The organism is Massilia eburnea (genome assembly GCF_009720745.1).
GTDB lineage: Bacteria > Pseudomonadota > Gammaproteobacteria > Burkholderiales > Burkholderiaceae_D > Rugamonas > Rugamonas eburnea.
In genome coordinates, this window is the sequence record NZ_WNKX01000008.1 from 107,477 (window position 1) to 134,202 (window position 26,726).

The 26,726-nt window shown below is 63.0% G+C and carries 25 protein-coding genes; 20 read left to right on the plus strand and 5 right to left on the minus strand.

Going from position 1 to position 26,726, the window contains the following annotated elements; genetic code table 11:
- The first annotated feature begins 3 nt into the window (after positions 1-3).
- Both GM658_RS12740 and GM658_RS12745 read left to right on the plus strand, forming a co-directional pair.
- On the plus strand, positions 4-1,020 hold the full coding sequence (locus GM658_RS12740; RefSeq protein WP_170298784.1) for an FAD:protein FMN transferase: 1,017 nt from the start codon (positions 4-6) through the stop codon (positions 1,018-1,020).
- The gene (locus tag GM658_RS12745) at positions 1,017-2,384 is read left to right on the plus strand and encodes a sulfite reductase subunit alpha (protein WP_155454423.1); all 1,368 of its coding nucleotides are present in this window, start codon (positions 1,017-1,019) and stop codon (positions 2,382-2,384) included. Before GM658_RS12740 ends, GM658_RS12745 begins: the two co-directional genes overlap by 4 nt.
- A gap of 88 nt (positions 2,385-2,472) precedes the next feature.
- On the opposite strand, the gene GM658_RS12750 is transcribed toward GM658_RS12745, so the two are convergent.
- The 5 genes from GM658_RS12750 to GM658_RS12770 form a co-directional block, all read right to left on the minus strand.
- Complete coding sequence (locus GM658_RS12750) at positions 2,473-2,811, minus strand: hypothetical protein (protein WP_155454424.1); 339 nt, start codon at positions 2,809-2,811, stop codon at positions 2,473-2,475.
- Between the two features lie 72 nt (positions 2,812-2,883).
- The gene (gene hemP / locus GM658_RS29085; protein WP_211841858.1) at positions 2,884-3,081 is read right to left on the minus strand and encodes a hemin uptake protein HemP; all 198 of its coding nucleotides are present in this window, start codon (positions 3,079-3,081) and stop codon (positions 2,884-2,886) included.
- 134 nt (positions 3,082-3,215) lie between these two features.
- Positions 3,216-4,034 carry a Crp/Fnr family transcriptional regulator gene (locus tag GM658_RS12760; protein WP_155454425.1) on the minus strand — a complete coding sequence of 273 codons (819 nt, stop codon included), beginning with the start codon at positions 4,032-4,034 and terminating at the stop codon, positions 3,216-3,218.
- 136 nt (positions 4,035-4,170) lie between these two features.
- Positions 4,171-4,815 carry a response regulator gene (locus GM658_RS12765; protein ID WP_155454426.1) on the minus strand — a complete coding sequence of 215 codons (645 nt, stop codon included), beginning with the start codon at positions 4,813-4,815 and terminating at the stop codon, positions 4,171-4,173.
- Positions 4,816-4,893: 78 nt separating this feature from the next.
- Complete coding sequence (locus tag GM658_RS12770) at positions 4,894-5,361, minus strand: universal stress protein (RefSeq protein WP_155454427.1); 468 nt, start codon at positions 5,359-5,361, stop codon at positions 4,894-4,896.
- Positions 5,362-5,694: 333 nt separating this feature from the next.
- Between GM658_RS12770 and GM658_RS12775 the strand changes: the two genes are divergently transcribed.
- The 18 genes from GM658_RS12775 (at position 5,695) to GM658_RS12860 (ending at position 26,631) form a co-directional block, all read left to right on the plus strand.
- Positions 5,695-6,522, plus strand: a complete 828-nt coding sequence (locus GM658_RS12775; RefSeq protein WP_155454428.1) for a protein phosphatase CheZ — start codon at positions 5,695-5,697, stop codon at positions 6,520-6,522.
- A complete protein-coding gene (locus GM658_RS12780) occupies positions 6,522-8,399 on the plus strand; it encodes a chemotaxis protein CheA (protein ID WP_155454429.1) in 1,878 nt (625 codons plus the stop codon). The genes GM658_RS12775 and GM658_RS12780 overlap by 1 nt, the downstream gene beginning before the upstream one ends.
- Positions 8,400-8,584: 185 nt before the next feature.
- A complete protein-coding gene (gene leuC, locus GM658_RS12785; RefSeq protein ID WP_170298795.1) occupies positions 8,585-9,988 on the plus strand; it encodes a 3-isopropylmalate dehydratase large subunit in 1,404 nt (467 codons plus the stop codon).
- A 21-nt stretch (positions 9,989-10,009) separates the two neighbouring features.
- Positions 10,010-10,132: an entericidin A/B family lipoprotein gene (locus GM658_RS12790; protein WP_155454431.1), complete on the plus strand. Its 123-nt coding sequence runs from the start codon at positions 10,010-10,012 to the stop codon at positions 10,130-10,132.
- A gap of 63 nt (positions 10,133-10,195) precedes the next feature.
- Positions 10,196-10,843 carry a 3-isopropylmalate dehydratase small subunit gene (leuD, locus tag GM658_RS12795; RefSeq protein ID WP_155454432.1) on the plus strand — a complete coding sequence of 216 codons (648 nt, stop codon included), beginning with the start codon at positions 10,196-10,198 and terminating at the stop codon, positions 10,841-10,843.
- A 19-nt stretch (positions 10,844-10,862) separates the two neighbouring features.
- Positions 10,863-11,930, plus strand: coding sequence for a 3-isopropylmalate dehydrogenase (gene leuB, locus GM658_RS12800; protein ID WP_155454433.1), 1,068 nt, complete (start codon positions 10,863-10,865; stop codon positions 11,928-11,930).
- A 26-nt stretch (positions 11,931-11,956) separates the two neighbouring features.
- The gene (gene asd / locus GM658_RS12805) at positions 11,957-13,084 is read left to right on the plus strand and encodes an aspartate-semialdehyde dehydrogenase (protein ID WP_155454434.1); all 1,128 of its coding nucleotides are present in this window, start codon (positions 11,957-11,959) and stop codon (positions 13,082-13,084) included.
- A 249-nt stretch (positions 13,085-13,333) separates the two neighbouring features.
- Positions 13,334-16,258: a motility hub landmark protein FimV gene (locus GM658_RS12810; RefSeq protein WP_155454435.1), complete on the plus strand. Its 2,925-nt coding sequence runs from the start codon at positions 13,334-13,336 to the stop codon at positions 16,256-16,258.
- A gap of 58 nt (positions 16,259-16,316) precedes the next feature.
- The gene (gene truA, locus GM658_RS12815; RefSeq protein WP_155454436.1) at positions 16,317-17,120 is read left to right on the plus strand and encodes a tRNA pseudouridine(38-40) synthase TruA; all 804 of its coding nucleotides are present in this window, start codon (positions 16,317-16,319) and stop codon (positions 17,118-17,120) included.
- Positions 17,121-17,131: 11 nt separating this feature from the next.
- The gene (locus tag GM658_RS12820; protein ID WP_155454437.1) at positions 17,132-17,824 is read left to right on the plus strand and encodes a phosphoribosylanthranilate isomerase; all 693 of its coding nucleotides are present in this window, start codon (positions 17,132-17,134) and stop codon (positions 17,822-17,824) included.
- Positions 17,808-19,049, plus strand: coding sequence for a tryptophan synthase subunit beta (trpB, locus tag GM658_RS12825; RefSeq protein ID WP_155454438.1), 1,242 nt, complete (start codon positions 17,808-17,810; stop codon positions 19,047-19,049). The genes GM658_RS12820 and trpB overlap by 17 nt, the downstream gene beginning before the upstream one ends.
- A 183-nt stretch (positions 19,050-19,232) precedes the next feature.
- Positions 19,233-20,036 carry a tryptophan synthase subunit alpha gene (gene trpA, locus GM658_RS12830; RefSeq protein WP_155454439.1) on the plus strand — a complete coding sequence of 268 codons (804 nt, stop codon included), beginning with the start codon at positions 19,233-19,235 and terminating at the stop codon, positions 20,034-20,036.
- Between the two features lie 89 nt (positions 20,037-20,125).
- On the plus strand, positions 20,126-20,998 hold the full coding sequence (gene accD / locus GM658_RS12835; protein ID WP_155454440.1) for an acetyl-CoA carboxylase, carboxyltransferase subunit beta: 873 nt from the start codon (positions 20,126-20,128) through the stop codon (positions 20,996-20,998).
- A 66-nt stretch (positions 20,999-21,064) separates the two neighbouring features.
- Entirely contained in the window at positions 21,065-22,354 is a 1,290-nt protein-coding gene (gene folC / locus GM658_RS12840) for a bifunctional tetrahydrofolate synthase/dihydrofolate synthase (protein WP_155454441.1), read from the plus strand.
- Between the two features lie 11 nt (positions 22,355-22,365).
- Entirely contained in the window at positions 22,366-23,322 is a 957-nt protein-coding gene (locus GM658_RS12845) for an SPOR domain-containing protein (protein WP_155454442.1), read from the plus strand.
- Positions 23,323-23,347: 25 nt separating this feature from the next.
- Positions 23,348-23,836: a CvpA family protein gene (locus GM658_RS12850; RefSeq protein ID WP_170298785.1), complete on the plus strand. Its 489-nt coding sequence runs from the start codon at positions 23,348-23,350 to the stop codon at positions 23,834-23,836.
- A 39-nt stretch (positions 23,837-23,875) separates the two neighbouring features.
- Entirely contained in the window at positions 23,876-25,402 is a 1,527-nt protein-coding gene (purF, locus tag GM658_RS12855) for an amidophosphoribosyltransferase (RefSeq protein ID WP_155454443.1), read from the plus strand.
- Positions 25,402-26,631 (plus strand): cystathionine gamma-synthase family protein, encoded by a 1,230-nt coding sequence (locus GM658_RS12860; RefSeq protein WP_155454444.1) that lies wholly within the window; start codon positions 25,402-25,404, stop codon positions 26,629-26,631. Before purF ends, GM658_RS12860 begins: the two co-directional genes overlap by 1 nt.
- Positions 26,632-26,726 lie beyond the last annotated feature (95 nt).

The window sequence follows — 26,726 nt, forward strand, 5'->3', positions numbered from 1 at the left end:
CTGGTGCGCCGCGTCCTGCTGCCGCCCGCGATCTCCGCCGAGCCTCCGCCGGCGGGGATGGTGATCGCCGATTTCGGCGGCGAGTCGATGGGGACGCGCTGGTCGGCGCGCCTGGCGCTTGCTCCGCCCGATGTGCAGCAGCGGGCGGCCTTTCAGGCCGGCCTGCAAATGCAACTGGACCAGGTAGTGGCCGAGATGAGCCACTGGGAGCCGCGCTCTGACCTTGGCCGCTTCAACCGCGCGGCCGCAGGCACCTGGCACACGTTGCCGGACGATTTCTTCGAAGTCCTGCGCTATGCGCTCGGCATCGCGCGCGATACTGGCGGCGCCTGCGATCCCTGTGCCGGCGCGCTGGTCAACCTGTGGGGCTTCGGCCCGACCGGCCGCCACGACGAAGCCGGCTTCGCAGCGCCAGGCGAGCGCGATGTCGCCGCAATCTGCGCCGCCATGGCAGGCCGGGTGGTGGAACTGGACATCCCCCGCAAGCGCGCCTGCCAGCCCGGCGGCGTGCAGCTCGACTTGTCCGCTGTGGCCAAAGGCTTCGGCGTGGACAAGCTGGCGCAATACCTCGAAGGGCAGGGCTGTGCGAACTACCTGGTGGAAGTGGGCGGCGAATTGCGCGGCGCGGGTTTCAAGCCCGATGGCCAGCCATGGTGGGTCGCGCTGGAAGAGCCGTTTGGCGGGCGCGAAGAAATTGCTGTCGCCTTGCACGGCCTGGCCGTTGCGACCTCCGGCGACTACCGCAAATATTTCATGCAGGACGCCACCCGTCGGCCGCACACGATTGATCCCCGCACCGGCATGCCGATCGCGAATGCGCTGGCCTCGGTGACGGTGGTGCATGAAAGCGCCATGGCAGCCGATGCCTGGTCCACCGCCCTGACGGTGCTGGGCCACGAGGAAGGCCTGGCGCTGGCCGAGCGCAAGCGGCTCGCTGTACGCTTCCTGCTGCGGGAAAACGAGGGGGCGCTGCGCGAAATCGCCAGCAGCCGGTTCCAGAAGATGCTCGAAGACGAATGATCCTCACCAACGACCCAACCCGCCTAGTCCTCACAGTCGCCATGCTGGCCGCCTACGGCGCCGTATGCCTGCAGCCCTGGCTGCGCGCACGCCGCGCCCGCGCCGACGCAAAGGCCGCGCGCGCCGCAGCGGGAGACTCACCATGGCTGGTGGCCTACGCCAGCCAGACCGGCAATGCCGAACTGCTGGCGCGCCAGACCAGTGAAACCCTGCGCGTGGCCGGCATCGCCAACCACCTGTGCGAATTCGACGAGATCGACGCGGCCACGCTGCAATCGGCCGAACGCATCCTGTTCCTGGCCTCCACCTACGGTGAAGGCGACGCACCCGATGCCGGCGCACGCTTTGCGCAGCGCCTGATGGCCCGCAGCGACCTTGCACTGGGCCAGTTGCACTACGCTGTGCTGGCGCTGGGCGACAGTGCCTACAGCAGCTTCTGTGGCTTTGGCCGTACGCTCGACGCCTGGCTGGCCGCCCGCGGCGCCCAGCCCTTGTTCCCCCGCGTCGAAGTGGACCGCAGCGCGCCGCCAGCCATCGCCGCCTGGCGCCAGCAACTGAGCCACCTGGCCGGCACCAGCGACGCACCGGACTGGGACGCGCCGGCGTTCGACGCATGGCGCCTGGCCGAACGGCGCCAACTGAACCCGGGCAGTGTCGGAGCGCCCATCTACCACATCGAACTCGAGCCGGCGGACGGCGGGGCGCTGCCGCATTGGCAGTCGGGCGACCTGGTACAAATCGCCGCACCGGCCGATCCCGAGCGTCCGCGCGAATACTCGATCGCATCGATCCCCGCCGATGGCCGCGTGCACCTGCTGGTGCGCCTGCACCGCCACGGTGACGGCAGCCACGGACTGGCCTCCGGCTGGCTCACGCAGCAGGCAAGGCAAGGCGCCCCCGTGCGCCTGCGCCTGCGTGAGCACCGCCGCTTCCGCCTGGAAGCGAATGCGGAACGCCCGCTGATCCTGATCGGCAACGGCAGTGGCATCGCCGGACTGCGCGGCCATTTGAAAGCGCGCGCCGCTGCCGGCCAGGCCCGCAACTGGCTGCTGTTCGGCGAGCGCGATCCAGGGCACGACGCCTTCTACCACGAAGAGCTGGAAGCCTGGCAGCGGCAAGGCCTGCTGCCGCGCCTCGACCGGGCCTGGTCGCGCGGCCCGGATGGCAAAGAGTATGTGCAAGACCTGCTGCTGCGCCACGCCGAAACCGTGCGCAGCTGGATCGCCGACGGCGCCGCCCTCTACGTCTGCGGCAGCCTGGAAGGAATGGCCTCCGGCGTCGACCAAGCGCTGACGCAGATCCTCGGCATCGACCACATCGCCGAGCTCTCCCGCTCAGGCCGTTACCGCCGCGACGTTTATTGAATATTGAAAGTCGGGGTCAGCTCTGGCAATCGGACATTCATTGCGCATAGCGCAATGAATGTCCGATTGCCAGAGCTGACCCCGACTTTTAGATTGCGAGCGGGGAAGGGCGATGGCGGGGGCGTCCGATCAGGCGGGCGAGCAGGCTGGCGCGTTCCTGCGGTGGCCGGGCTTGCTCGACCACGGCGGCCCACTGCTCGCTCAGTTGCTGGCAGGTGGCGCGCAGGACGGGCGCCAGGCCGGGCAGGCCGGACAGGGCTTTCAGGTGGCGTTCGATGACGGAGGCGAGCTTGACGCAGCCGCCGTCGCCAGCCGCACTGGCCGTGTAATGGGACATCAGGTGCAGCACAGCGGACAACATCAGTTCCGGGTGCTGCGTGGCGGCTCCCTGGTTCTGGAAGATGGGGTCGTTGCGGTCGATAGCCATGGTTCACTCCTCGGTAAGCAGGGGTGCTGGCTGCCGCAGGCTGCGGCTGGCTGGCGGTTGGGGCGGGTAGCCTCAGGCAGTCAGGATCAGCTTGTTCAACTGCGTGATGCGAAGACGGTAGATGCGGCCGGCATGTTCAATTTCGATTTCGCGCTGATCTTGCATCAGGCCGGCAGTGGTGAAGCGGCGCGGGGCGGGTTTCGGCTGCTGCGCGTCACTGGCGGCAGCAGCGATGGGTTTGGGGCCTTCGGCGACGGGGGATGATTGCATTGGTTCCTCAGATAAGAATGATTCGCATTTGCAGTATGCGCATGTGATTCATATTTGTCAAATGAAATATTAGGTATTAAACACAAAAAAAAGAGGCCCGCCGAAGCGGGCCAAAGCTGGGTGAGTATTACTCTTTACAAAGTCGCCAGCAGCGGCACGGTGGCTTCGCTGGCGGCGGCTGCTGCCTTGGCCCGCGACGGCAGCTTGCTGCGCGTGCGCGAGGGCGGCAGGCGACGCAGGGATTTCAATGCGTCGACGTCCTTGATGCCTATGGTGCGCTGGTCTACGCTGATCAGCCCGATCTCGTTGAAAGCCGAGAGCGTGCGGCTGACCGTTTCCAGCGTCAATCCGAGATAGCTGCCAATTTCATGCCGCGTCATGCGCAGGTTGAACAGCTTGCTCGAATAACCCATCTGCGAAAACTTGTCCGACAGCGTGACCAGGAAGCGCGCTACCCGCGCCTCCGCGCTCAGGGCGCCCAGCATGCCGATCATGGCTTGCTCGCGCACCAGTTCGCGGCTCATCACGCCGTACATCATGTTCTCCAGCTCCACGTGGGTGCGGCCCAGCGTGGTCAGCTTCTTGAACGGCAGCAGGATCAGGTCGCAATCCGACAGGGCCACCGCCTCCGAGGCGTAGGTCTTGCTGTGGATGCCGTCCACGCCCATCAGGTCGCCCTTCATCGGGAAGGCCAGCACCTGCTCGTTGCCGAACTCGTCAATCAGTACCGTCTTCACGAAGCCGGAGTTCACCACGTACAGCATGTCGAACGGTTGCCCGATCGTGTGGATGCGCTGGCCGGTCTTGAATTGCACGTGCTGGAACAGGAGCTCCTCAGTGTTAAGCGACACTGGTGGCAGGTGCAGCAGCTCGCAGACTTCTTTCAGGTTGGACCACAGGCGGCCTTGCCGCTGTCGGCCGGCCTCATGGGACACGGGTTGCGTTGAGAGCATGCTGTTCTCCTGGTTCCCAAACGGAATGGTTTCAGTATGCCAACGAGATTGTGGGAAAAATATCAGCCGTTGCTGAATATGCCCGTAGGAGGGCAGAGGGGAGGTGTAGGAATTATCCTAAAGTTAAGCTTGCCAATCATGCCTTGAACGGCGTCAGCAGCTTGTGCGCCACAGCGTACTGGACCATTTCCGAGAGGGAGGCCATGCCCATCTTCTGCATGATGCGGGTCTTGTGGGTGCTGACGGTTTTGACGCTCAAATGCAGTCCGTTGGCGATTTCAGTGATGGATTTTCCCGACACCAGCAGCGAAAACACCTCGAATTCGCGGTCGGACAGCTGTTTGTGCAGCAGGGTTTCCGCCGGCTGCATGATGTTCAGCGCCAGTTGCTCGGCCACTTCGGTGGAAATGTAGGGGCGGCCGGAGGCGACCTTGCGGATGGCGCCCACCAGCTGGGTGCCCGCGCTTTCCTTGGTCAGGTAGCCCTGGGCGCCGGCACGGATGGCGCGCACGGCGTACTGTTCTTCCTCGTGCATGGTGAGGATGAGGATGGCCAGCTTGGGGGATTCGCCGCGGATCTGGCGGATCAGGTCGACGCCGCTGCGCCCTGGCATGGACAGGTCGAGCAGCAGCAGGTCAAAGCCGCCCTGGCGGATGTGGTTGAGGACTTCGAAGCCGTCGATCGCTTCGCCTACGATGTCGATGTCAGGAGCTCCGTCGAGAATGCGCTTGAGCCCCTCGCGCATGATGGTGTGGTCGTCTGCGATGACAATACGAATCATAGTTCCTCAAAATAAATAACAAAACAAATCTTCCCGCTCCGGCCGGCATGGCGGGAGCGAGTGGTAACGCCAGGCTGGTCAGGCCGGGCGCGGGTCCTTGATCAGGCGGTGCACCAGCACCGGGATCTTGGTGTGCGATAGTACCTTGTTGGTCACGCTGCCCAGCAGCAGGTGGCCCCAGCCGCTGCGGCCATGCGAGCCGATGAAGATCAGGTCGCAGTTGCTCTGGCTGGCCACGTCGACGATCTTCAGCGCGGCGCTTTCGGCAAAGGCAGTCATGCCTTCGGCCCGTACGCCTTTTTGGGCGCAGGACTCGAGGATGGACTGCACGTGCTCATTGCCGGCGCGCTGCATCGCCGCCCGGTATTCTTCCTCGCTGGGATAGCTGGGCGGAATGATCTCCACGTAAATCGGGTACTGGTATTCCGGCGCCACAAACAATGCCAGCACCTCGGCCCCGAGCTGCTGGGCGAACTCTACACCGGCGCAGGCGGTTTTGCTGGATACGGCCGAGCCGTCCGTCGTAATCAGGATTTTCCGATACATACCTCAGCCTCCTTTAACGATTAAAAGAGCCAGTTCCTGCCTTCATTGTAGCCCCGTTTATTGGTATTGTTCTGGTGTAAAGAGTTGATATTTATCAAGAAACTGTCTTGGCGACATTGCGGCAGGCGCAAAATCCCGCGATTTCATGGGCTTGCAGAGGGAATTTCACACTATCCGCAAATACAACAGTACACTTGTTAGACTATGAGGGTAGGGCTAAGAGATTGAACTGAGGGGGGCGCGCCTGTTACACTCGCGTGAGTGCCTTATTTATTGCCGAGCGTCAAATTTGACAATTTTCGGCAACCAGAAATTTATGGAGAAGCAGGAATTATGACCGACGCCGCTGATGATTTCGATGCATTATTTGAGGAAGTATCCGCGCAACGGGCGAATGCGCCTGCACCTGCTCCAGCTGCTCCGGCGCCTGCCGCAACCGATTCAGGCGATTCGGACGACCTGGAAAGCCTGTTTGATTCCGTAGCCGCGGCCAGCAAGACGCCGGCCCCGGCGGCCGCTCCGGCCGCGCCAGCGGGCGAAGCGGCCGCCGATGGCGGCGAACACGCGGACGGCATGTTCGAGCGCCTGGGCGGCATCGTACGCCTGCTGCACGACTCGCTGCGCGAACTGGGCTACGACAAAGCGCTGACTGAAGCCTCGACCCAGATCGTGGACGCACAGGACCGCCTGGAATACGTCGCTTCGCTGACCGAGCAGGCCGCCAATAAAGTGCTGAATACCCTGGACGACGGCATGCCGGCGCAGGAAGTGCTGTCCAAGCAAGCCAAGGAAATGGAAGAGCGCTGGGCGGCGCTGTTCGCCGGCAAGCTGAGTATCGAGGAATTCAAATCCCTGGCGGGCGATTCGCGTGCGTTCGCGGCCAAGGTGTCGGAAGCCACCGAGGCGGAAAAAGCCCGCCTGCTGGAAATCATGATGGCGCAGGACTTCCAGGACATCACCGGCCAGTTGATCAAGAAAGTCGTCGCCATCACCAAGAAGGTCGAAACCGAATTGGCGCAGCTGCTGAAGGATAACGCTCCAGCGGATGTGCGCGAGAAGATTGCGCAGAAAGAGGTGTCGCTGATGTCGGGTCCATCCGTCCCATCGGAAGCCCTGAATCAGGACAGCGTCGATGACCTGCTTGCCGACCTGGGGTTCTAATGGACGATATGCTCAAGGAGTTCGTTGTCGAGGCCATGGATTTGGCCGTCAACGTCGAAGAGCACTTGCTGCGCCTCGAACGCGACCCCGACAACAAGGAAACGCTGAATGCAGTTTTCCGCTCGTTCCACACCATCAAGGGTGGCGCGGGCTTCATGAACCTGGGCGCGCTGGTTTCGGCCTGCCACCTGACTGAAAACCTGTTCGATGCGCTGCGCACCGGCGCCGCGCCGGTCACGCCGCTGTCGATCGAGGCGGCGCTGCAGGCTTCCGGCTTCGTCGCCGACCAGCTGACCGACCTGAATAACGGCACCGCGCCGGACGCACTGGCGCCGATGCCGGCCGACCTGGAAGCGATCCTGAAGGAGGCGATCGAAGGCAAGGCCAGCTCCGCTGCGGGCAAGGCCAAGCCTGCCGCTGCGCCGGCCCCTGCGGCAGCTGCACCGGCGCCTGCAACCGCCGCCGCGCCTGCCGCTGCTGCGCCTGCACCATCCGCCGATGGCCTGGACTGGGAAGGGATGTACCAGGCCGTGGTGCCGCCGGGCACCTATGTGCGCCCGGCCGCTGAAGTGCGCGCCGAAGGCGTGGCCGCGGCCCATGCCGCCGCCGAAGGCACTCCGGCCGCCGTGCATGCGCCGGCGCCTGAAGTCAAAGAGCGTCCGGCCGGCGAAGCCAAGCCGGCCAACGCGCCGGCGAAAGAAGAATCCATCCGAATCGACGCCGTCAAGCTGGACGCGCTGCTGGAAGTGGCCGGCGAATCGGTGCAGGCCGCCAACCAGGCCGCCGTGCTGCTGGAGCGCCTGCAGCAATTCAAGTTCGAAGGCCAGGCCGCCACGCTGATGTCGGCCCTGACCGAAACCCTGGAGCGCGCATCGCGCTACTCCACCGAACTGCAGCGCGCCACCCTGGCGACCCGCATGCAGCCGGTGGGCCGACTGTTCCAGAAATTCCCGCGCCTGGTGCGCGAACTGGCGAAAGACCTGGGCAAGGAAGTCGAGCTGACCATCGAGGGGGCGGAGACCGAAGTCGACCGCGTCGTGGTGGACAGCCTGTACGACCCGCTGGTGCACATGCTGCGCAACGCGCTGGACCACGGTGTCGAGGCGCCGGACGAGCGCCTGGCCAAGGGCAAGCCGCCGAAGGCCTATATCTCGCTGAAGGCATGGCAGGAGGCCAACTCGGTCATGATCGTGCTGCAGGACGACGGCAAGGGCATGGACCCGGTCGCGCTGAAGCGCAAGGCCGGCGAAAAGGGCTTGATCTCGCCGAGTGCGAACTTGAGCGACGACGAGTGCTACCAGCTGGTATTCCTGCCAGGTTTCTCGACCAAGGAAGTGGCGTCTTCCGTGTCCGGCCGCGGCGTCGGCATGGACGTGGTGAAGACCGCCGTGGAAAAGAACCGCGGCGCGATCCACATCGAATCCGCACTGGGCAAGGGTACCAAGTTCGCCATCCGCCTGCCGATCGAGCTGTCGATCGTGCCGACCATGCTGGTGTCCACCTCGGGCGCGCTGCTGGCGCTGCCGATGGCGGTGGTCGAGCGGGTGGTCGAACTGCCGGAAACCTTCATGGAAGTGGGTGGCGCGCCGGTCCTGAAGGACCAGGGCCGGCCGCTGCCGGTGCGTTCGCTGGCCGATGCGCTGGGCTACGAGCCATGCTCGGAGCGCGTGGGCATCGTGGTGAACTCGCCGCAACCATACATCCTGGCCGTGTCGGCAGTCGACGGTACTGCCGACCTGGTCATCAAACCTATGACTGCGCTGTCGGTGGACGGCATTACCGGCACCGCACGTTCCGCCGAGGGCGACCTGGTCCTAGTAGTTGGCCTATCGTTCCTAATGGACGGTTGCAGGGGAAGTGTAAGAATGGCGGCCTAAGGGCCACCCTTCAAAAGAAGATACAGAAAACACAAGCCTGCAGCCTCCCAAAAAGGGGCTGCAGGCTTTTTTTATTTGGCGCCATCGCTCAAAAACTACGCGAAATTGCTCACGAGGCGGAAAACGGCTAGGTTTTGCATTGCACAAAATATGGCATAATCAGAAGGCTCACCACATCAGACGGCATCATGAAAACGCTTTACGACAAACTCTGGGAATCCCACGTAGTACGCACTGAGGAAGACGGAACCGCCCTCCTGTACATCGACCGCCACCTGGTCCACGAAGTCACCAGCCCGCAGGCTTTTGACGGCCTGCGCACGGCCGGCCGCCAGCCTTGGCGCCTGTCGGCCAACCTGGCGGTGGCGGATCATAACGTTCCGACAACGGACCGTTCGCACGGCATCGAAGACCCGGTCTCGCGCCTGCAGGTGGAAACCCTGGACAAGAACACCAAGTCGGTCGGCATGACCTACTTCAATATGAACGACAAGCGCCAGGGTATCGTTCACGTCATCGGCCCGGAGCAGGGCGCGACCCTGCCCGGCATGACCGTCGTATGCGGCGACTCGCACACGTCGACCCACGGCGCCTTCGGCGCGCTGGCGCACGGCATCGGCACCTCGGAAGTGGAGCACGTGCTGGCGACCCAGACCCTGCTGGCCAAGAAGTCCAAGTCCATGCTGGTGCAGGTGGACGGCGTGCTGCCGGCCGGCGTGACCGCCAAGGACATCGTGCTGGCCATTATCGGCAAGATCGGCACCGCCGGCGGCACTGGCTACGCGATCGAATTTGCCGGCTCGGCGATCCGCTCGCTGTCGATGGAAGGCCGCATGACCGTCTGCAATATGGCAATCGAAGCCGGCGCGCGCGCCGGCATGATCGCTGTCGACGACACCACCATCAATTACGTCAAGGGCCGTCCCTTTTCGCCGGTTGGCCCGCAATGGGAGCAGGCGGTGGCCTACTGGCGCACCCTGCATTCCGACCCGGGCGCCAAGTTCGACTTCGTGGTGACCCTGGACGCGGCGCAGATCCTGCCGCAAGTGACCTGGGGCACCTCGCCCGAGCAGGTGACGTCGATCGACGGCCGCGTGCCCGATCCCGACCAGGAAAAAGACCCGGTCAAGCGCGACGCCATGGAAAAAGCCCTGGTGTACATGAACCTCACACCGAATACCCGCATCGAAGACATCCGCATCGACAAGGTCTTCATCGGCTCCTGCACCAATTCGCGCATCGAAGACTTGCGCGCCGCCGCCGCCGTGGTGCGCGGCAAGCAGCGCGCTTCCAACGTGAAGCTGGCGCTGGTGGTGCCGGGTTCCGGCCTGGTGAAAGAGCAGGCCGAGCGCGAAGGGCTGGACGCGATCTTCAAGGCCGCCGGCTTTGAGTGGCGCGAGCCGGGCTGCTCGATGTGCCTGGCCATGAACGCCGACCGCCTCGATCCGGGCGAGCGCTGCGCCTCGACTTCCAACCGCAATTTCGAAGGCCGTCAGGGCCAGGGCGGGCGTACCCACCTGGTATCGCCTGCCATGGCGGCCGCAGCCGGTATCGCCGGCCACTTTGTCGACGTGCGTGCCCTGCGCTGAATACTATAAGGATGTCCTGAAATGAAAACCCTATTCGCTATCGTGATTACCGCCCTCGTCCTGACCGGCTGCAATACTGTGTCCGGTTTCGGCAGGGACGTACAAAAGGCCGGCCAGGTCGTGACTAGCGCTGGCGGGAAATAACACCCTGCAGGCTGGGGCCGCGCCGCCTGCGCGCCCCGCGCCTGCCACCGAAGCAGAACGCAAATGGAAAAATTTACTGTCCTTGATGGCTTAGTTGCACCGCTGGACCGCGCCAATGTCGATACCGACGCGATCATCCCGAAACAATTCCTGAAGTCGATCCACCGCACCGGCTTTGGCCCCAACCTGTTCGACGAATGGCGCTACCTGGACCACGGCGAACCGGGCATGGACAACAGCAAGCGTCCGCTCAATCCGGACTTCGTGCTGAACCAGCCGCGCTACCAGGGCGCATCGATTCTCCTGACCCGCAAGAACTTCGGCTGCGGCTCCTCGCGCGAGCACGCGCCTTGGGCGCTCGACCAGTACGGCTTCCGCGCCGTGATCGCGCCAAGCTTTGCCGACATCTTCTTCAACAACTGCTTCAAGAACGGCCTGCTGCCGGTCGTTCTCACCGAAGCGCAGATCGATCATCTGTTCAATGAAGTCAAGGCATTCCCGGGTTACCGCCTGGTGGTGGACCTTGAGCAGCAGCGAGTCAGCACCAGCAACGGCTCCGTCTCCTACCCGTTCGAGATCGACGCCTTCCGCAAATACTGCCTGATGAATGGCCTGGACGATATCGGCCTGACCCTGCGTCACGCTGATGAAATTCGCGCGTTTGAAGAGCGCCGCCTGGTCAACCAGCCCTGGCTGGCCAACGTTATCTAACAGAACAGACAGATCAATAATGAAAATCGCAATCCTGCCGGGCGATGGCATCGGCCCGGAAATCGTCGGCCAGGCCGTGAAGGTCCTGAACGCACTCGACGAAAAATTTGAAATGGAAACCGCGCCCGTCGGCGGTGCAGGCTATGAGGCCAAGGGACACCCCTTGCCGGAAGAAACCCTGGCGCTGGCCAAGGCGGCCGACGCCATCCTGTTCGGCGCCGTGGGCGATTGGAAGTACGACACGCTGGACCGCCCGCTGCGTCCGGAACAGGCCATCCTGGGCCTGCGCAAGCACCTGGGCCTGTTCGGCAACCTGCGTCCTGCCATCCTGTACCCTGAACTGGCCGGCGCTTCGACGCTGAAGCCGGAAGTGGTGTCGGGCCTGGACATCCTGATCGTGCGCGAACTGACCGGCGACATCTACTTCGGCCAGCCGCGCGGCGTGCGCGAATGCCCGGATGGTCCTTTCAAGGGCCAGCGCGAAGGTTTCGATACCATGCGCTATGCGGAAGGCGAAATCCGCCGCATCGCGCACGTGGCGTTCCAGGCGGCGCAAAAGCGCGGCAAGCGCCTCACTTCCGTCGACAAGGCGAACGTGCTGGAGACTTTCCAGTTCTGGAAGGACATCGTCACCGACGTGCACAAGGAATATCCGGACGTAGCGCTGGACCATATGTACGTGGACAACGCCGCCATGCAGCTGGTGCGCGCGCCGAAGAAGTTCGACGTGATCGTGACCGGCAATATGTTCGGCGACATCCTGTCCGATGCGGCGGCCATGCTGACCGGTTCCATCGGCATGCTGCCGTCTGCTTCGCTGGATGCGAACAACAAGGGCCTGTACGAACCGTCGCACGGCTCGGCTCCTGATATCGCGGGCAAGGGCGTTGCCAACCCGTTGGCTACGATCCTGTCGGCCGCCATGATGCTGCGCTATTCGCTGAATCGCGCGGAGCAGGCGGACCGGATCGAAAACGCTGTCAAGAAGGTCCTGGCACAGGGCTTGCGCACGCCGGATATCTACGAAGAGGGCACCACCAAGGTGGGCACCTCGCAGATGGGCGATGCTGTGGTCGCGGCACTTTAAAGAATTCACACCCAAAGGAAAGCAAAATGAAACTCGTAGGTCTGGTTGGTTGGCGCGGTATGGTCGGTTCGGTCCTGATGCAGCGCATGCAGGAAGAGGGCGACTTTGCCCATATCGAGCCGGTTTTCTTCTCCACTTCGAACACCGGCGGCGCTGCGCCGAAGATGGCGAAGAATGAGACTACCCTGAAAGACGCCACCAACATCGACGAACTGAAACGCTGCGAGATCATCATCTCCTGCCAGGGCGGCGACTACACCACCGAGGTATTCCCTAAGCTGCGCGCAGCCGGCTGGAACGGCTACTGGATCGACGCAGCGTCGACCCTGCGCATGGACAAGGACGCCGTGATCGTGCTCGATCCGGTCAACCTGAACGTGATCAAGGACGCCATGTCCAAGGGCGTGAAGAACTTCATCGGCGGTAACTGCACCGTATCGTGCATGCTGATGGGCCTGGGCGGCCTGTTCAAGCAAGACCTGGTCGAGTGGATGACCTCCATGACCTACCAGGCGGCTTCCGGCGGCGGCGCGCAGCACATGCGCGAGCTGCTGACCCAGTACGGCACCATCAACGCTTCCGTCAAGCACCTGCTGGACAACCCTGCATCGGCCATCCTGGAAATCGACAGGCAAGTGCTGGCCACCCAGCACGGCATGTCGGCCGAGGAAACCAAGCAGTTCGGCGTACCGCTGGGCGGCAACCTGATCCCCTGGATCGACAAGGACCTGGGCAACGGCCAGTCGAAGGAAGAGTGGAAGGGCGGCGCCGAGACCAACAAGATCCTGGGCCGCGGCGAAGGCTTCGACCTGTCCCCGATCCATGTCGACGGCCTGTGCGTGCGTATCGGCGCGATGCGCTGCCACAGCCAGGCGCTGACCATCAAGCTGCGCAAGGACGTGCCGCTGGATGAAGTCAACGACATCATCGCCAAGGACAACCAGTGGGTGAAGTTCGTGCCGAACACCCGCGAAGCGTCGGTGAAGGAGCTGACCCCGGCCGCCGTCACCGGCAGCCTGACCATCCCGGTCGGCCGCGTGCGCAAGATGTCGATGGGCGGCGAATACCTGTCCGCCTTCACCGTCGGCGACCAGCTGCTGTGGGGTGCTGCCGAGCCGCTGCGCCGCATGCTGCGCATCGTTCTCGATAAATAATTAGTTATTAATGAGCTAATACCTGCTGATTAATAATCAAGATAAGAAGTATTTTCTAAGGGCCGGATTTCAAAGCGAATTCCGGCTTTTTTCTTTGAATCACAAAATATTTTCGGCATGAACGAAACAGAATAGGGGCTTGGAAGGGGTATTAGCGGGAGAATGCTTGCATGCTTCTAAGCATGATGTTATGTTTGGACCTCTGGAAAAGTAACTTTCTTTCCACGTTAACCACTTTCGTCGCCCACTATGCCTGTACAAAAACCTTCCAAGGTCGCTTCGTTCGCGTTGAAAACACTGACCGCCGCCGTGCTCGGCGGGGCTGTGCTCGCACCTCTTTCCGTCAACGCAGCTGGTCTTGGCAAGCTCACTGTTCTCTCCTCATTGGGGCAGCCGCTGCGCGCCGAAATCGAATTGACGGCCGTTTCGCCTGAAGAAGCGTCCGAACTGGTGGCCAAACTGGCCTCGCCGGATGCTTTCCGCGCCGCCAATATCGAATTCAATCCGGCACTGCTCAGCCTGCGCTTTGAGGTGGAGGCACGTGGTGCTCGCCAGTTCATCCGCATTACTTCCAGCCAGACCATCAACGAGCCTTTCGTCGATATGCTGCTGGAGCTGACCTGGACCAATGGCCGCCTGGTCCGTGAATACACCTTCCTGCTCGATCCTGCCGACCTGCGCACCGCGCAGGCGCCGCAAGTGGCAGGGGTTGCGCCGCGCAAGGCGGCTCCGGTCGCCGCCGCGCCAGCCGCCGCCCCCGCCGCCGCTCCTGCTGCTGCAAGCGCCGCTCCTTCGGCGCCTGCCGCAGCACGCGAGCCGCGCAATGGCGCGCCACAGGGTGGCGCTTCCGCCGACAGCTATGCAGTCCGCAAGGGCGACACGCTGGGCAAGATCGCCGGCCAACTGAAACCCGCCGACGTTTCGCTGGACATGATGCTGGTGGCGCTGTACCGCGCCAATCCGGACGCATTCAACGGCAACAACATGAACCGCCTGAAATCCGGCACCATCCTGTCGGTACCGGATGCCAGCACCATCAAGGGCACCAGCCAGGGCGAAGCGCACGGCGTCGTGGTGGCGCATGCCGCCGACTTCAATGCTTACCGCAACAAGCTGGCAGGGCAGGTTGCTGCCGCCACTCCGGCCAAGGAGCCGGAAGCCCAGCAGAGCCAGACCGGCAAGATCACGGCCCAGGTGAAAGAGCGCCCGACCGCTGTCACCGAGTCCAAGGACCAGCTGAAGCTGTCCAAGGCCGGCGAGGCCGCCAGCAAGGCTGGCAAGACTGGCGCGGTGGAAGACAAGATCGCCAAAGACCGCCAGATGGCTGACGCCAGCGCCCGCGTGAAGGAGCTGGAAAAGAACGTCAATGACCTCGAGAAGTTGATGGAGGTGAAGAACAAGGCTGGCGCCAGCGCGCAGTCGAAGGCCAGCGCCGCTGCCGCTGCAGCTGCTGCCAGCCCGGTAGCGAGCGCGCCAGCCAAGGCCTCGCCAGCGCCTGGACCAGCACCGGCACCAGCTGCATCGGCGCCAGCTGCATCCGCAGCGGCGCCTGTCGCTGCAGCTCCTGCGGCACCGGCGCCTGCGCCGGAACCAGCCAAGCCGGCCAAGCCAAAACGCAGCGTTGCCGCACCGGCTCCAGCCCCGGTGGGCCCAAGCCTGGTCGACACCATCATGGAAAACATCACCCTGATCGGTGCCGCCGTTGCCGCGCTGCTGGGTGGCGCCGCGCTGCTCATCATGCGCCGCCGCAAGGCTGCCGCCGAGGAGATGTCGCTGGCGAGCGCCGAAACCACCGGCACCCTGGGTGATCCAGGCACCACGGCGCACTCCCTGTTCGCCGAAACCGGCGGTCAGAGCGTGGACACCAGCAACAGCGTGTTCAACTCCAACTTCGCACCGTCGGCCAGCCAGCTCGATACCAATGAAGTCGATCCGGTGGCGGAAGCCGACGTGTACATCGCCTACGGCCGTGATGCTCAGGCTGAGGAAATCCTGAAGGAAGCGCTGCGCGTTCACCCTGAACGCCACCCAGTGCGCCTGAAGCTGCTGGAAATCTACGCCGGCCGCAAGGATGCGCGCGCCTTCGAAACCCAGGCCAGCGAGCTGTATTCGATGACCAAGGGTGTAGGCGACGAGTGGGCGCAAGCCGCCGCGCTGGGTTCGGGCATCGATCCTGACAATCCTCTGTACGTCAGCGCCGCGCAAGCGAAAGCTGCTGCAGGCCTGGGCGGCGCCGCCGCTGCGGGGGCTGCCGCTGCTGCACCGTTTGTCGCCAGCCAGTCGAATGAGCTGAACGACTTCGCCGCCATGTTCGCCGAGCCGGCGCCTGCCGCCGCTGCAACGGATGCGGGCGGCCTGGACCTGGACCTGAGCCACGAAGCGTCGCCAGTCGCTGCCGAAGCGAACCTGATGGACTTCGACCTCGATCGTGACGCCGCCGCGCTGCCATCCCTGGCCGAAGAAGCCAAGCCGGCTGCCAAAGCGGAGAGCAATACCCTGGATTTTGACTTGGGCGGGCTGAGCTTCGATGAACCAGCGCCTGCTGCTGCAGCCGCTGCTGAAGTGATTCCTGCCCCAGCTCCAATTCCTGCTGCGGAAGAAGCGCACGACCTGTCCTTCGACCTGGGCCTGGATGCGCCAGTAGCCAAGGTGGAAGCGGTGGAAGCTGCCCCGGCGCCTGACGCAATGGCCGATATCGGCATGGACTTCAACCTGGACCTGCCAGCCGCCAAGGCTGAAGCGCCTGCTGCTGCACCAGCTGCCAATCCGCTGGCGGAACTGGATAGCATGGACTTCTCGCTGCCTTCGGGCGGTGAAGCTGCGGCCCCGGTTCCTGCCGCGGAAGCTGCGCCGCTGTCGGCTGCTGATTTCGCACTCGACCTGCCAGGCATGGAAGCCCCGGCTCCTGCTGCAGCACCGGTTGCGGCGCCTGCCGACTTCGACCTGTCCAGCATCAACCTGGACCTGGGCGGCGCGAGCGCGCCGGCCGCACCGAAAGGCGAGGAAGAGATGTCCGCCATGCACATGGAAATGGACACCAAGCTTGACCTGGCGGTGGCCTACCAGGAAATCGGCGACAAGGAAGGCGCCCGCGAGTTGCTGGATGAAGTGATCCGCGGCGGCAGCGACGACCAGGTTGCACGAGCCAACTCCATGCGCGCACTGCTCGGCTAAACAGCAATTCGCCGTATAATGCCCGGTCACAGATCAATCTGACCGGGCATTTTTTATTTTGAAACGCATCGCATTAGGCATCCAGTACAACGGCGCCGACTGGCTTGGCTACCAGATCCAGCCGCACGGCCAGACCGTGCAGAACAAGCTGGAGGAAGCCATTGAGCGCTTCGCCTGCGTCAAACTGGGCACCACCTGCGCCGGCCGCACCGACGCCGGGGTGCACGCCCTGAACCAGGTGGTGCACTTCGACACCGAGCTCGATCGTGCCGAACATGCCTGGGTGCGCGGCATCAACGCCTTCCTGCCCGATTCGATCGGCGTGCGCTGGGCGCGCTACCTGCCCGAGGCGCCGACGCCGGAGCAGGAATTCCATTCCCGTTTCAGCGCCCGTTCGCGCACCTACCATTACCTGCTGTACAACCACCAGGTGCGCTCGCCGCTGCTGGCGGGCCGCGCCGGTTTCACGCACTGGGACCTGGACGTTGCACGCATGCGCGAAGCGGTCAAGCCGCTGATCGGCACCCATGATTTCACTGCCTTTCGCGCCTCCATGTGCCAGGCCAAGACGCCGGTCAAGGAAATGCAGATGATCGAGATCGAGCGCCATGGCGACATGATACTGTTCACGCTGCGCGCCAGCGCCTTCCTGCACCACATGGTACGTAACCTGGTCGGTTCCCTGGTCTACGTCGGCCAAGGACGCGAAAGCACCGACTGGCTGGGCGAACTGCTGGCGGGGAAGGATCGCACCAAGGCGGCGCCGACCTTCATGCCGGACGGCCTGTACCTGTCAAAAATCGAATACGACGAACAATGGGGCCTGCCGTACGAAGAGCCCAGCATCCTGCCCGCTTTCTGAGGAATCAAGCAATGCCACGCACCCGCATCAAGATCTGCGGCCTGACCCGCGAAGAAGACGTCCAGGCCGCCGTGGCGGCGGGCGCCGATGCGGTGGGTTTTGTATTTTATGAAAAGAGCCCGCGCTATGTAACGCCGGCGCGCGCAGCGGAACTGATTGCGCTGCTGCCGCCTTACGTGACCCCGGTCGGCCTGTTCGTGAACCATACGGCGCAGCAGGTGGCCGATACCGTGGCGGTGGCGCCAATATCACTTTTGCAATTCCACGGCGACGAGACGGCGCAGCAGTGCGCCGAGGCGGCGCGGGCGGCTGGCAGGGCGTTTGTGCGGGTCTTCCGCGTCAAACCCGACACAAGCGGCGCTGAGCTGCTAGAATATGAGCGACTTTGCCGCGCATCCAGTGGCTTGTTCTCGGGCCTCCTGCTCGACACCTTCGTGGATGCATATGGCGGCGCAGGAAAGGTTTTCGATTGGTCTCTAATCCCAAAAGATCTCGCGCATCGGGCCGTTTTGAGTGGTGGCTTGAGCGTGCAAAATGTGACTGGCGCAGTGGCCAGCGTTCGCCCTTACGCGGTTGACGTCTCAAGTGGCGTCGAGCGCGCCAAGGGCATCAAAGATGCTCGCCTGATCGCGGAGTTCATCCGCGGCGTGCGGGCAGCAGATGCCACGTTTGAGAAAGATCCGCACCATGAAAACCCCGGTTGATGCGCCTCCAGCGCACCTGTTCCACGCCTCGTCTTACCACCTGCCTGACGCCACCGGCCATTTCGGCCCTTACGGCGGCTCCTTTGTTGCCGAAACCCTGAGCTACGCGCTGGCCGAGCTGCGCGAAGCCTATGAGCGCTACAGCAAGGATGAACTGTTTCTCGAAGAGTTCCGCTATGAGCTGAAACACTTCGTCGGCCGTCCATCGCCTGTGTACCACGCCAAGCGCTGGTCCGACCAGCTGGGCGGCGCCCAGATTTTCTTCAAGCGCGAAGACCTGAACCATACCGGCGCGCACAAAATCAATAACGTGATCGGCCAGGCTTTGCTTGCCAAGCGCATGGGCAAGCCGCGCATCATCGCCGAAACCGGCGCTGGTCAGCACGGCGTTGCTACCGCGACCATTTGCGCCCGTTTTGGGCTGGAATGCGTCGTCTACATGGGCAGCGAGGATGTGAAGCGCCAGGCGCAGAACGTGTACCGCATGAAGCTCCTGGGTGCGACCGTGGTGCCGGTGGAATCCGGTTCCAAGACCCTGAAGGATGCGCTGAACGAGGCGATGCGCGACTGGGTGACCAATATTGAAAACACCTTCTACATCATCGGCACTGTAGCGGGTCCGCACCCGTACCCGATGATGGTGCGCGATTTCCAGTCGGTGATCGGCGAGGAATGCCTGCAGCAGATGCCTGAGATGACCGGGCGCCAGCCGGACTATGTGGTCGCCTGCATCGGCGGCGGTTCGAATGCGATGGGGATTTTCTATCCCTACATCGACCAGGCTGCGACGGCTCTGGTTGGCGTGGAGGCGGCAGGGGAGGGACTGGAGTCGGGCAAGCATGCTGCTTCGCTGACGGCCGGTTACCCGGGCGTTTTGCATGGCAACCGTACCTACCTGCTGCAGGATGAGGGCGGGCAGATTATCGAGACGCATTCGGTCTCGGCGGGCCTGGATTACCCGGGCGTGGGGCCGGAACACTCGTACCTGAAGGATTCGGGGCGCGCGCAGTACGTGTCGATTACCGATGATGAGGCATTGCAGGCTTTCCACGATTGCTGCCATATCGAGGGGATTATTCCTGCGCTGGAGTCGTCGCATGCGCTGGCGTATGCGGCCAAGCTGGCTGCGACGCTGCCGAAGGATAAGATCATCCTGGCTAATCTGTCGGGCCGTGGGGACAAGGATATGCATACCGTGGCGCAGCGCGCTGGGTTGCAGTTCTAAAACCGGTAAACCAGGGTCTGACCCAAGGGTCAGACCCATGTCTGATCACCTGCCGCGGGAGCGGGTCCAGGCCTTTGATCTTCTTCGAAAGTCAACAGCGCACACCCATGCACGCGGCTGCCGAGTAGACGGGGTCTGACCCTTGGGTCAGACCCAGGTTTACCGGGTTGAAAAGGAAAAAACATGACTCGTATCGCAAATACTTTCGCCGCCCTGAAAGCGCAAAACAAAAAAGCCCTGGTCACCTTCATCACCGCTGGTGACCCAGAACCCGGCAAAACCGTGGAACTGATGCACGCCCTGGTCGAGGGCGGCGCCGACATCCTCGAACTCGGCATCCCATTCTCCGACCCGATGGCCGAAGGCCCCGTGATCCAGCGCGCCTGCGAGCGCGCCCTGGCCCATGGTGTCAGCATCCGCGACTGCTTCGACTTCGTGCGTGAATTCCGCAAAACGAACAGCACCACCCCGGTGGTCCTGATGGGCTACGCCAACCCGATCGAGCGCCTGGGTGCCGACGCCTACATTGACGCCAGCAGCTCCGCCGGCGCCGACGGCGCCATCGTGGTCGACTACCCGCCGGAAGAGTGCGAGGAATTCGCGGCCAAGATGCGCGCGGCAGGGCAGGACCTGATCTTCCTGCTGGCCCCCACCTCGACCGAAGCGCGCGTGCAGCAAGTGGCGCGCGTCGGCAGCGGTTTCACGTACTATGTGTCACTGAAAGGCGTCACCGGCGCCGGCCACATCGACACCGAAGACGTGGCGCGCCGCCTGGACATGATCCGCAAGCACGTCCAGCTGCCGCTGGGCGTCGGCTTCGGCATCCGCGACGGCGCGACCGCCAGGGCCGTGGCCAGTGTGGCCGATGCCGTGGTGATCGGCAGCCGCATCATCCAGGAAATCGAGGCGGCAGGCCCGGAAAATGCTGCAAAATCAGTACGATCGTTCGTTTCCGGCATTCGCCAGGCACTCGACGAAAAGCGTTGATCTGAAAGCAATAATCTGCCTGTTTTGTTCGACAGGACAGGCAGAACCGGCTACACTTCCGGCCTAAGTTAGTGCAAGAGGAGAAATTTATGAGCTGGTTGGAAAAATTGCTGCCACCGCGCATCCAGCGCTCGGACGCTGCCGCTCGCAAGACAATGCCTGAAGGCCTGTGGGTGAAATGCCCATCCTGCGAGGCTGTGCTGTACCGTACCGACCTCGAGTCGAACCTGCACGTCTGCCCAAAATGCGACCACCACATGCGTATCCGCGCCCGTGAGCGCCTGGACGCACTGCTGGACGCCGGCGGCCGTTATGAAATCGGCCAGGAAACCTTGCCGGTCGATACGCTGAAGTTCAAAGACAGCAAGAAATACCCTGATCGCCTGAAGCAGGCGATGGAAGCCACCGGCGAAACCGACGCCCTGATCGCGATGGGCGGCTCGATCATGAGCCTGCCGGTTGTCGTGGCGTGCTTCGAATTCGAATTCATGGGCGGTTCCATGGGTTCCGTGGTGGGCGAGCGTTTCGCCCGCGCAGCCCAGGTTGCGCTGGAACAGAAGGTGCCGTTCATCTGCGTGACCGCCACCGGCGGCGCCCGTATGCAGGAAGGCCTGCTGTCGCTGATGCAGATGGCGAAAACCACCGCCATGCTGACCAAGCTGGCCGAGAAGAAGCTGCCGTTCATCTCGGTGCTGACCGACCCGACCATGGGCGGCGTGTCCGCATCGTTCGCCTTCATGGGCGACGTGGTGATGGCAGAGCCGAAAGCGCTGATCGGCTTTGCCGGCCCGCGCGTGATCGAAAACACCGTGCGTGAAAAGCTGCCGGAAGGCTTCCAGCGTTCCGAGTTCCTGCTGCAGAAGGGCGCGATCGACATGATCGTGGACCGCCGCCAGATGCGCGAAGAAATCGCCCGCCTGCTGGCGCTGATGCAGAACCAGGCCGTCGAAGTTCTGGCCTAAGCTTTACGTTTTACCCGGCGCGCGCAGCCTCCTGCGCTGCGCGCCCAGACTCCCTCCCTGGCGATAATGTCCAATCTCCCGAATACCCTCCCCGAATGGCTTGCGCTGATCGAGTCGCGCCACGCCGAAACCGTCATCAATATGGGCCTGGAGCGCGTACGCGCGGTCAAGGAACGCATGGGCCTGCAGTTCAAGTGCCCGGTCATCATGGTGGCCGGCACCAACGGCAAAGGCTCGACCTGCGCTATGCTGGAGTCGATCCTGCTGCAGGGCGGCTACCGCGTTGGCCTGTACATCAAGCCGCACTTCCTGCACTTCAACGAGCGTGCGCGCCTGAATGGGGACATGGCGAGCGACGAGCAGCTGGTGGAGGCATTCAATTTCGTGGAACGGGCGCGCGGCGACATCTCGCTGACGTATTTTGAATTCACCACGCTGGCGATCATGCACCTGATGTCGCAAGCGCCCCTGGATGTGGTCATCCTGGAGGTGGGGCTGGGCGGACGCCTGGATGCGGTCAATGTGATCGACGCCGATGTTTCCATCGTGACCAGCGTCGACATCGACCACGTGGATTACCTGGGCGGCACGCGCGAACAGATCGGCTTCGAGAAAGCCGGCATTTTCCGCACCGGCAAGGCGGCGATCTGCAGCGACCCGGTGCCGCCGCAGGCACTGATCGACCATGCCGTGGAAATCGGCGCCGACCTGTGGCTGATGGGCCGTGACTTTAATTATGCGGGCGACAAGCAGCAGTGGAACTATGGCGGCCGTTCGCAGCGCCGCAATTCGCTGGCTTATCCTGGCTTGCGCGGCGCCAACCAGCTGCTCAACGCCTGCGCGGCGCTGGCTGCACTGGAAGCGCTGAAGATGGAACTGCCAGTCGGCGCGCAGGAAGTCCGCACCGGCCTGGTGATGGTGGAACTGCCGGGCCGCTTCCAGGTGCTGCCGGGCCGTCCGACCGTGATTTACGACGTGGCGCACAACCCGCACGCTGCTGCCGCGCTGGCGCAGAACGTGGGCAATATGGGCTACAGCCCGTACACCTTCGCGGTGTTCGGATCCATGCACGACAAGGATATCGATGGCGTGATCAAGGCCATGGCGCCGTGCGTCGACCATTGGTGCCTTACCAATCTGCCATCGCCGCGCGCGGCCACCGCTTCCGAGCTGGCCGCCAAGGTGCAGTCGATTGAACCGAAAATGGGTGAGAAAACCGCCAATATTTTCGATGATCCAGGCCAGGCATTCGCAAATGCGATGAGCAGGGCGGGCGAGAATGATAGAATTGTGGTCTTTGGATCATTCCTGACCGTCGCCGGCGTCATGGCGGCGAAAAAATCCTCACTCCACTGAGAAAATCACGCATGGGCTTGTTATCGAAATTTGGCAAAGACAAGCAAGATGCCGCTGGTGAAGACAGCGGCTACTATCGCGCCCAGGACGACCGGGACCTGAGCGAAAAAGCCCGTTCCAAGCGCGCATCCAGTGCCGGCGCCGACGCGGCACCGCGCCGCGGCGCCGGTAAAAATACTCCAGATCCTGTACTGCCAGAGAAAAAGCGCGCCCGCCGCCGCCTGGTCGGCGCCATTGCGCTGGCCCTCGCTGTTGCCATCGGCCTGCCGATGCTGCTCGATTCCGAACCTAAATCGTCGGTGTCGGATATCGCCATCAATATGCCGTCCAAGGACAAGCCGGGCGAGCCGCTGAATGGCGGTCCTGCGACCGCACCTGCGCCGGTTCCAGCAATCGAACAGCCAGCCGCGCCAAGCCAGGCTCCAGCCACAACGCCTGCTTCCGCCAAGCCGGCCGCCGCGACGTCTTCGCGCACAGTGGCGCCGGTCGCCGCAGCCGGCGCCGCCCTCGACAAGGGCGAAGAGATTGTCCACTTGCCGAGCAAGCCGGCGGTGACCGAACCTGTAAAGCCGCCAAAAGCGGCCGAACCAAAAGCGACCGAGCCTAAAGTCGCCAAGGCCGAAGTAAAGCACACCGAACCGAAGCCGGAGCCGAAGAAACCGGAAGCCAAGCCCGCCCCGTCCGACGATGCGCGCGCCATGGCTATCCTGGAAGGCAAGCCCGCCGAAGCTGCGCCATCGACCAAGTTTGTGATCAAGGTCGGCGCCTTCGCCGCGAAAGAAAAAGTGGAAGAGCTGCAGCGCAAGCTGGGTGATGCCGGCATCAAGTCCTATGCGCAAAAGGTCACTACCGCCAGTGGCGAATTGACCAGCGTGCGAGTCGGTCCATTCCCGAACAAGGAAGAAGCCGAAAAGGTCAAAGCCAAGCTGGTCAAACTGGGCCTGAACGGCAGCCTGACCCCGGCCTGACAGGATGATCTGAGGCTGCACTGACGTGACGATTTTTGATTACCTGGTTATTTTCGTGCTTGTCTCCTCCGTCATCATCGGCACCCTGCGCGGCCTGGTCAAAGAAATACTCTCGCTGGCCGGCTGGATCATTGCCTTTGTCGTCGCCAACGCTTACGGCCCGTGGCTCGCGGCCATGCTGCCGGAGGCCATCCCGGGCGTCGTGGTGCGCCTGATTGTTGCCTTCATTGCACTGTTTATCGTTGCGCGCATCCTGATTGCCCTGGTGACCATGGCGATCGAGGCGCTGATCGAGGCCGGCGGCCTGTCGCTGGCCGATCGCGGCCTGGGAAGCTTGTTTGGACTGGCGCGAGGCATTGTGATTGTGCTGGCCGGCGTCATATTGGCAGGGATGACTTCCATGCCGAAGCAGGATTTCTGGAAGAACGCGCTGTTGAGTCCCATGGCGGAATCCGGCGTGCGAAGCGTAAAACCATTCCTGCCCGCCGATGTGGCGCAGCATGTCCATTTTTAGAATTCGTTAAATCCGCAGTACCAAGTTTAGGAGCACACCATGTGTGGCATCGTCGGCGTCGTATCCCACCAACCAGTCAACCAGATGCTGTATGACGCGCTGCTGCTGTTGCAGCATCGCGGCCAGGATGCGGCAGGCATCGCAACCAACCAAAGCAACACGTTCTCCATGCACAAAGCCAATGGCCTGGTGCGCGACGTGTTCCGCACCCGGAATATGCGTTCGCTGAACGGCAATTCCGGTATCGGCCATTGCCGCTACCCGACCGCCGGTTCTTCCAGCGAAGAAGAAGCGCAGCCGTTCTACGTCAACGCGCCGTTCGGCATCACGCTGGCGCACAACGGCAACCTGACCAACTGGGAACAGCTCAAGGACGAGATGTTCAAGAATGACCGCCGTCACATCAACACCGATTCCGACTCGGAAGTGTTGCTGAACGTGCTGGCGCACGAGATCCAGAAAGCCTCCACCGACGTTCACCTGACGCCGGCCAACATCTTCCAGGCGGTGACGGTGCTGATCAAGCGCGTGCGCGGCGGCTATGCTGCGGTGGCGCAGATCGCGGGCAGCGGCATGCTGGCTTTCCGCGACCCGAACGGCATTCGTCCGCTGTGCCTGGGCGAAAACGAGACCGCCGATGGCAAGGAATACATGATTGCGTCCGAATCCGTGGCGCTGGAAGGCATGGGCTTCCGTTTCGTGCGCGACGTGCTGCCGGGCGAAGCGATCTTCATCGACAACGACAACAACCTGCATGCGCAGATCTGCGCCGCCGCGCCGAAACTGAATCCTTGCGTGTTCGAGTACGTGTACCTGGCGCGTCCTGACTCCGTGATCGACGGCGCCTCCGTCTACAACACCCGCCTGAAAATGGGCGAGTACCTGGCAGACAAGATCAAGCGCGAAGGCCTGGCCGAAGGGGTGGACGTTGTGATGCCGATCCCTGATTCCTCGCGTCCTGCTGCGATCCAGCTGGCGATGCGCCTGGGGGTGGATTACCGCGAAGGCTTCATCAAGAACCGTTACATCGGGCGCACCTTCATCATGCCTGGCCAGGCGATGCGCAAGAAATCCGTGCGCCAGAAGCTGAACGCCATCGGCGACGAGTTCAAGGACAAGGTCGTGCTGCTGGTGGACGACTCCATCGTGCGCGGCACCACGTCGCGCGAAATCGTGCAGATGGCGCGCGAAGCCGGCGCCAAGAAAGTGATCTTCGCCTCCGCCGCGCCGCCGGTGCTGTACCCGAACGTGTACGGCATCGACATGCCGACCCGCGACGAACTGATCGCCCACGGCCGCACCGTACAGCAGATTTGTGAAGAAATCACCGCCGACGCGCTGGTCTACCAGGACCTGGAAGACTTGAAGAAATCCATCGCCGACGTCAACCCTGCGCTGACGGAATTCGAAGCGTCCTGCTTCGACGGCAAGTACATCACCGGCGACGTGTCGGCAGAGTACCTGGACCGCATCGAGCAGGCGCGCCACAACCCAAAGAAGGCCAAGGTTGCTGAAGACGCGGCACGCACGCAACTGAACCTGAATACAGCTACGACGGAATCCTGATGAAGAACTACGGCTTCACGACCACCATCCTGCACAACGACCGCCAGAAAGGCATCGAACACGGCTCGCTGCACAAGCCGATCCACACCTCGGTGACTTTCGGCTATGCCGACGCTCGCCAGCTGGCGTCGGTCTTCCAGGGCAAGGAGCCGGGCTTCCGCTACGGCCGCCAGGGCAACCCTACCGTTGCCGCGCTGGAGGATAAGGTCAGCAAGATGGAGCAGGGCGTGGGCACGATCTGCTTCGCTACGGGCATGGGCGCCATCGGCGCCGTGTTCCAGGCGCTGCTGCGTGCCGGCGACCATGTCGTGTCGTCGTCTTTCCTGTTCGGGAATACCAACTCGCTGTGGCAAACCGTGGCCGGGCAGGGCGTGGGCGTGGACTTTGTCGACGCCACCGACGTGGCCAATGTGGCGGCCGCGCTCAAGCCTGAAACCCGCATGGTGTTCGTGGAAACGATCGCCAACCCGCGCACCCAGATCGCCGACCTGAAACGCATCGGCGAACTGTGCGCGGAGCGCGGCATCCTGTACATCGTCGACAACACGATGACCTCGCCCTACCTGTTCCGCCCGAAAGACGTCGGCGCGGGCCTGGTGGTGAATGCCCTGACCAAATCGATTGGCGGCCATGGCAACGCCTTGGGCGGCGCGCTGACCGATACCGGCGCATATGACTGGACCAGGTTCCCGAATATCTTCGAGAACTACAAAAAGAACCCTTCGGTCCAATGGGGCCTGGTGCAGATCCGCGCCAAGGCGCTGCGCGATTTCGGCGCGTCGCTGGCGCCGGAAGCTGCCCACCATATCGCCGTTGGCGCTGAAACGCTGGCGCTGCGCATGGACCGCACTTCCGCCAATGCCCGCGCGCTGGCGGAAATGCTGGAAGCGGATGAACGCGTGGCTGCCGTCTACTACCCCGGCCTGGAATCGCACCCGCAGCATGGCATCGCAGCTGAGCTGTTCAAGGATTTCGGCTCGCTGTTGAGCTTTGAACTGAAGGAAGGTATCGACTGCTTCGACTACCTGAACAAGCTGAAGCTCGCGATCCCAACCTCCAACCTGGGCGACACCCGCACCCTGGTGATTCCCGTCTCGCACACCATCTTCTACGAGATGGGCCCAGAGCGCCGCGCCTCGATGGGCATTGCCGACAGCCTGATCCGCGTCTCCGTCGGCATCGAAGACACCGCCGACCTGATCGCCGACTTCAAGAGCGCCCTCGACTAATACACTCCAGCCCGTGTCCCACCATGGGGTCACACCCGAAATGGGACACGAGTTCAGCTGTTTATCGGCCGAGCCCGTGTCCCGAAACGGGTGTG

What these genes read in the sequence shown, in the direction of transcription:
- GM658_RS12745 (WP_155454423.1), top strand. Translation starts at nt 1,017, where the DNA reads ATGATCCTCACCAACGACCCAACCCGCCTAGTCCTCACAGTCGCCATG.
- GM658_RS12750 (WP_155454424.1), bottom strand. Translation starts at nt 2,811, where the DNA reads ATGGCTATCGACCGCAACGACCCCATCTTCCAGAACCAGGGAGCCGCC.
- hemP (WP_211841858.1), bottom strand. Translation starts at nt 3,081, where the DNA reads ATGCAATCATCCCCCGTCGCCGAAGGCCCCAAACCCATCGCTGCTGCC.
- GM658_RS12760 (WP_155454425.1), bottom strand. Translation starts at nt 4,034, where the DNA reads ATGCTCTCAACGCAACCCGTGTCCCATGAGGCCGGCCGACAGCGGCAA.
- GM658_RS12765 (WP_155454426.1), bottom strand. Translation starts at nt 4,815, where the DNA reads ATGATTCGTATTGTCATCGCAGACGACCACACCATCATGCGCGAGGGG.
- GM658_RS12770 (WP_155454427.1), bottom strand. Translation starts at nt 5,361, where the DNA reads ATGTATCGGAAAATCCTGATTACGACGGACGGCTCGGCCGTATCCAGC.
- GM658_RS12775 (WP_155454428.1), top strand. Translation starts at nt 5,695, where the DNA reads ATGACCGACGCCGCTGATGATTTCGATGCATTATTTGAGGAAGTATCC.
- GM658_RS12780 (WP_155454429.1), top strand. Translation starts at nt 6,522, where the DNA reads ATGGACGATATGCTCAAGGAGTTCGTTGTCGAGGCCATGGATTTGGCC.
- GM658_RS12790 (WP_155454431.1), top strand. Translation starts at nt 10,010, where the DNA reads ATGAAAACCCTATTCGCTATCGTGATTACCGCCCTCGTCCTGACCGGC.
- leuD (WP_155454432.1), top strand. Translation starts at nt 10,196, where the DNA reads ATGGAAAAATTTACTGTCCTTGATGGCTTAGTTGCACCGCTGGACCGC.
- leuB (WP_155454433.1), top strand. Translation starts at nt 10,863, where the DNA reads ATGAAAATCGCAATCCTGCCGGGCGATGGCATCGGCCCGGAAATCGTC.
- asd (WP_155454434.1), top strand. Translation starts at nt 11,957, where the DNA reads ATGAAACTCGTAGGTCTGGTTGGTTGGCGCGGTATGGTCGGTTCGGTC.
- GM658_RS12810 (WP_155454435.1), top strand. Translation starts at nt 13,334, where the DNA reads ATGCCTGTACAAAAACCTTCCAAGGTCGCTTCGTTCGCGTTGAAAACA.
- GM658_RS12820 (WP_155454437.1), top strand. Translation starts at nt 17,132, where the DNA reads ATGCCACGCACCCGCATCAAGATCTGCGGCCTGACCCGCGAAGAAGAC.
- trpB (WP_155454438.1), top strand. Translation starts at nt 17,808, where the DNA reads ATGAAAACCCCGGTTGATGCGCCTCCAGCGCACCTGTTCCACGCCTCG.
- trpA (WP_155454439.1), top strand. Translation starts at nt 19,233, where the DNA reads ATGACTCGTATCGCAAATACTTTCGCCGCCCTGAAAGCGCAAAACAAA.
- accD (WP_155454440.1), top strand. Translation starts at nt 20,126, where the DNA reads ATGAGCTGGTTGGAAAAATTGCTGCCACCGCGCATCCAGCGCTCGGAC.
- folC (WP_155454441.1), top strand. Translation starts at nt 21,065, where the DNA reads ATGTCCAATCTCCCGAATACCCTCCCCGAATGGCTTGCGCTGATCGAG.
- GM658_RS12845 (WP_155454442.1), top strand. Translation starts at nt 22,366, where the DNA reads ATGGGCTTGTTATCGAAATTTGGCAAAGACAAGCAAGATGCCGCTGGT.
- purF (WP_155454443.1), top strand. Translation starts at nt 23,876, where the DNA reads ATGTGTGGCATCGTCGGCGTCGTATCCCACCAACCAGTCAACCAGATG.
- GM658_RS12860 (WP_155454444.1), top strand. Translation starts at nt 25,402, where the DNA reads ATGAAGAACTACGGCTTCACGACCACCATCCTGCACAACGACCGCCAG.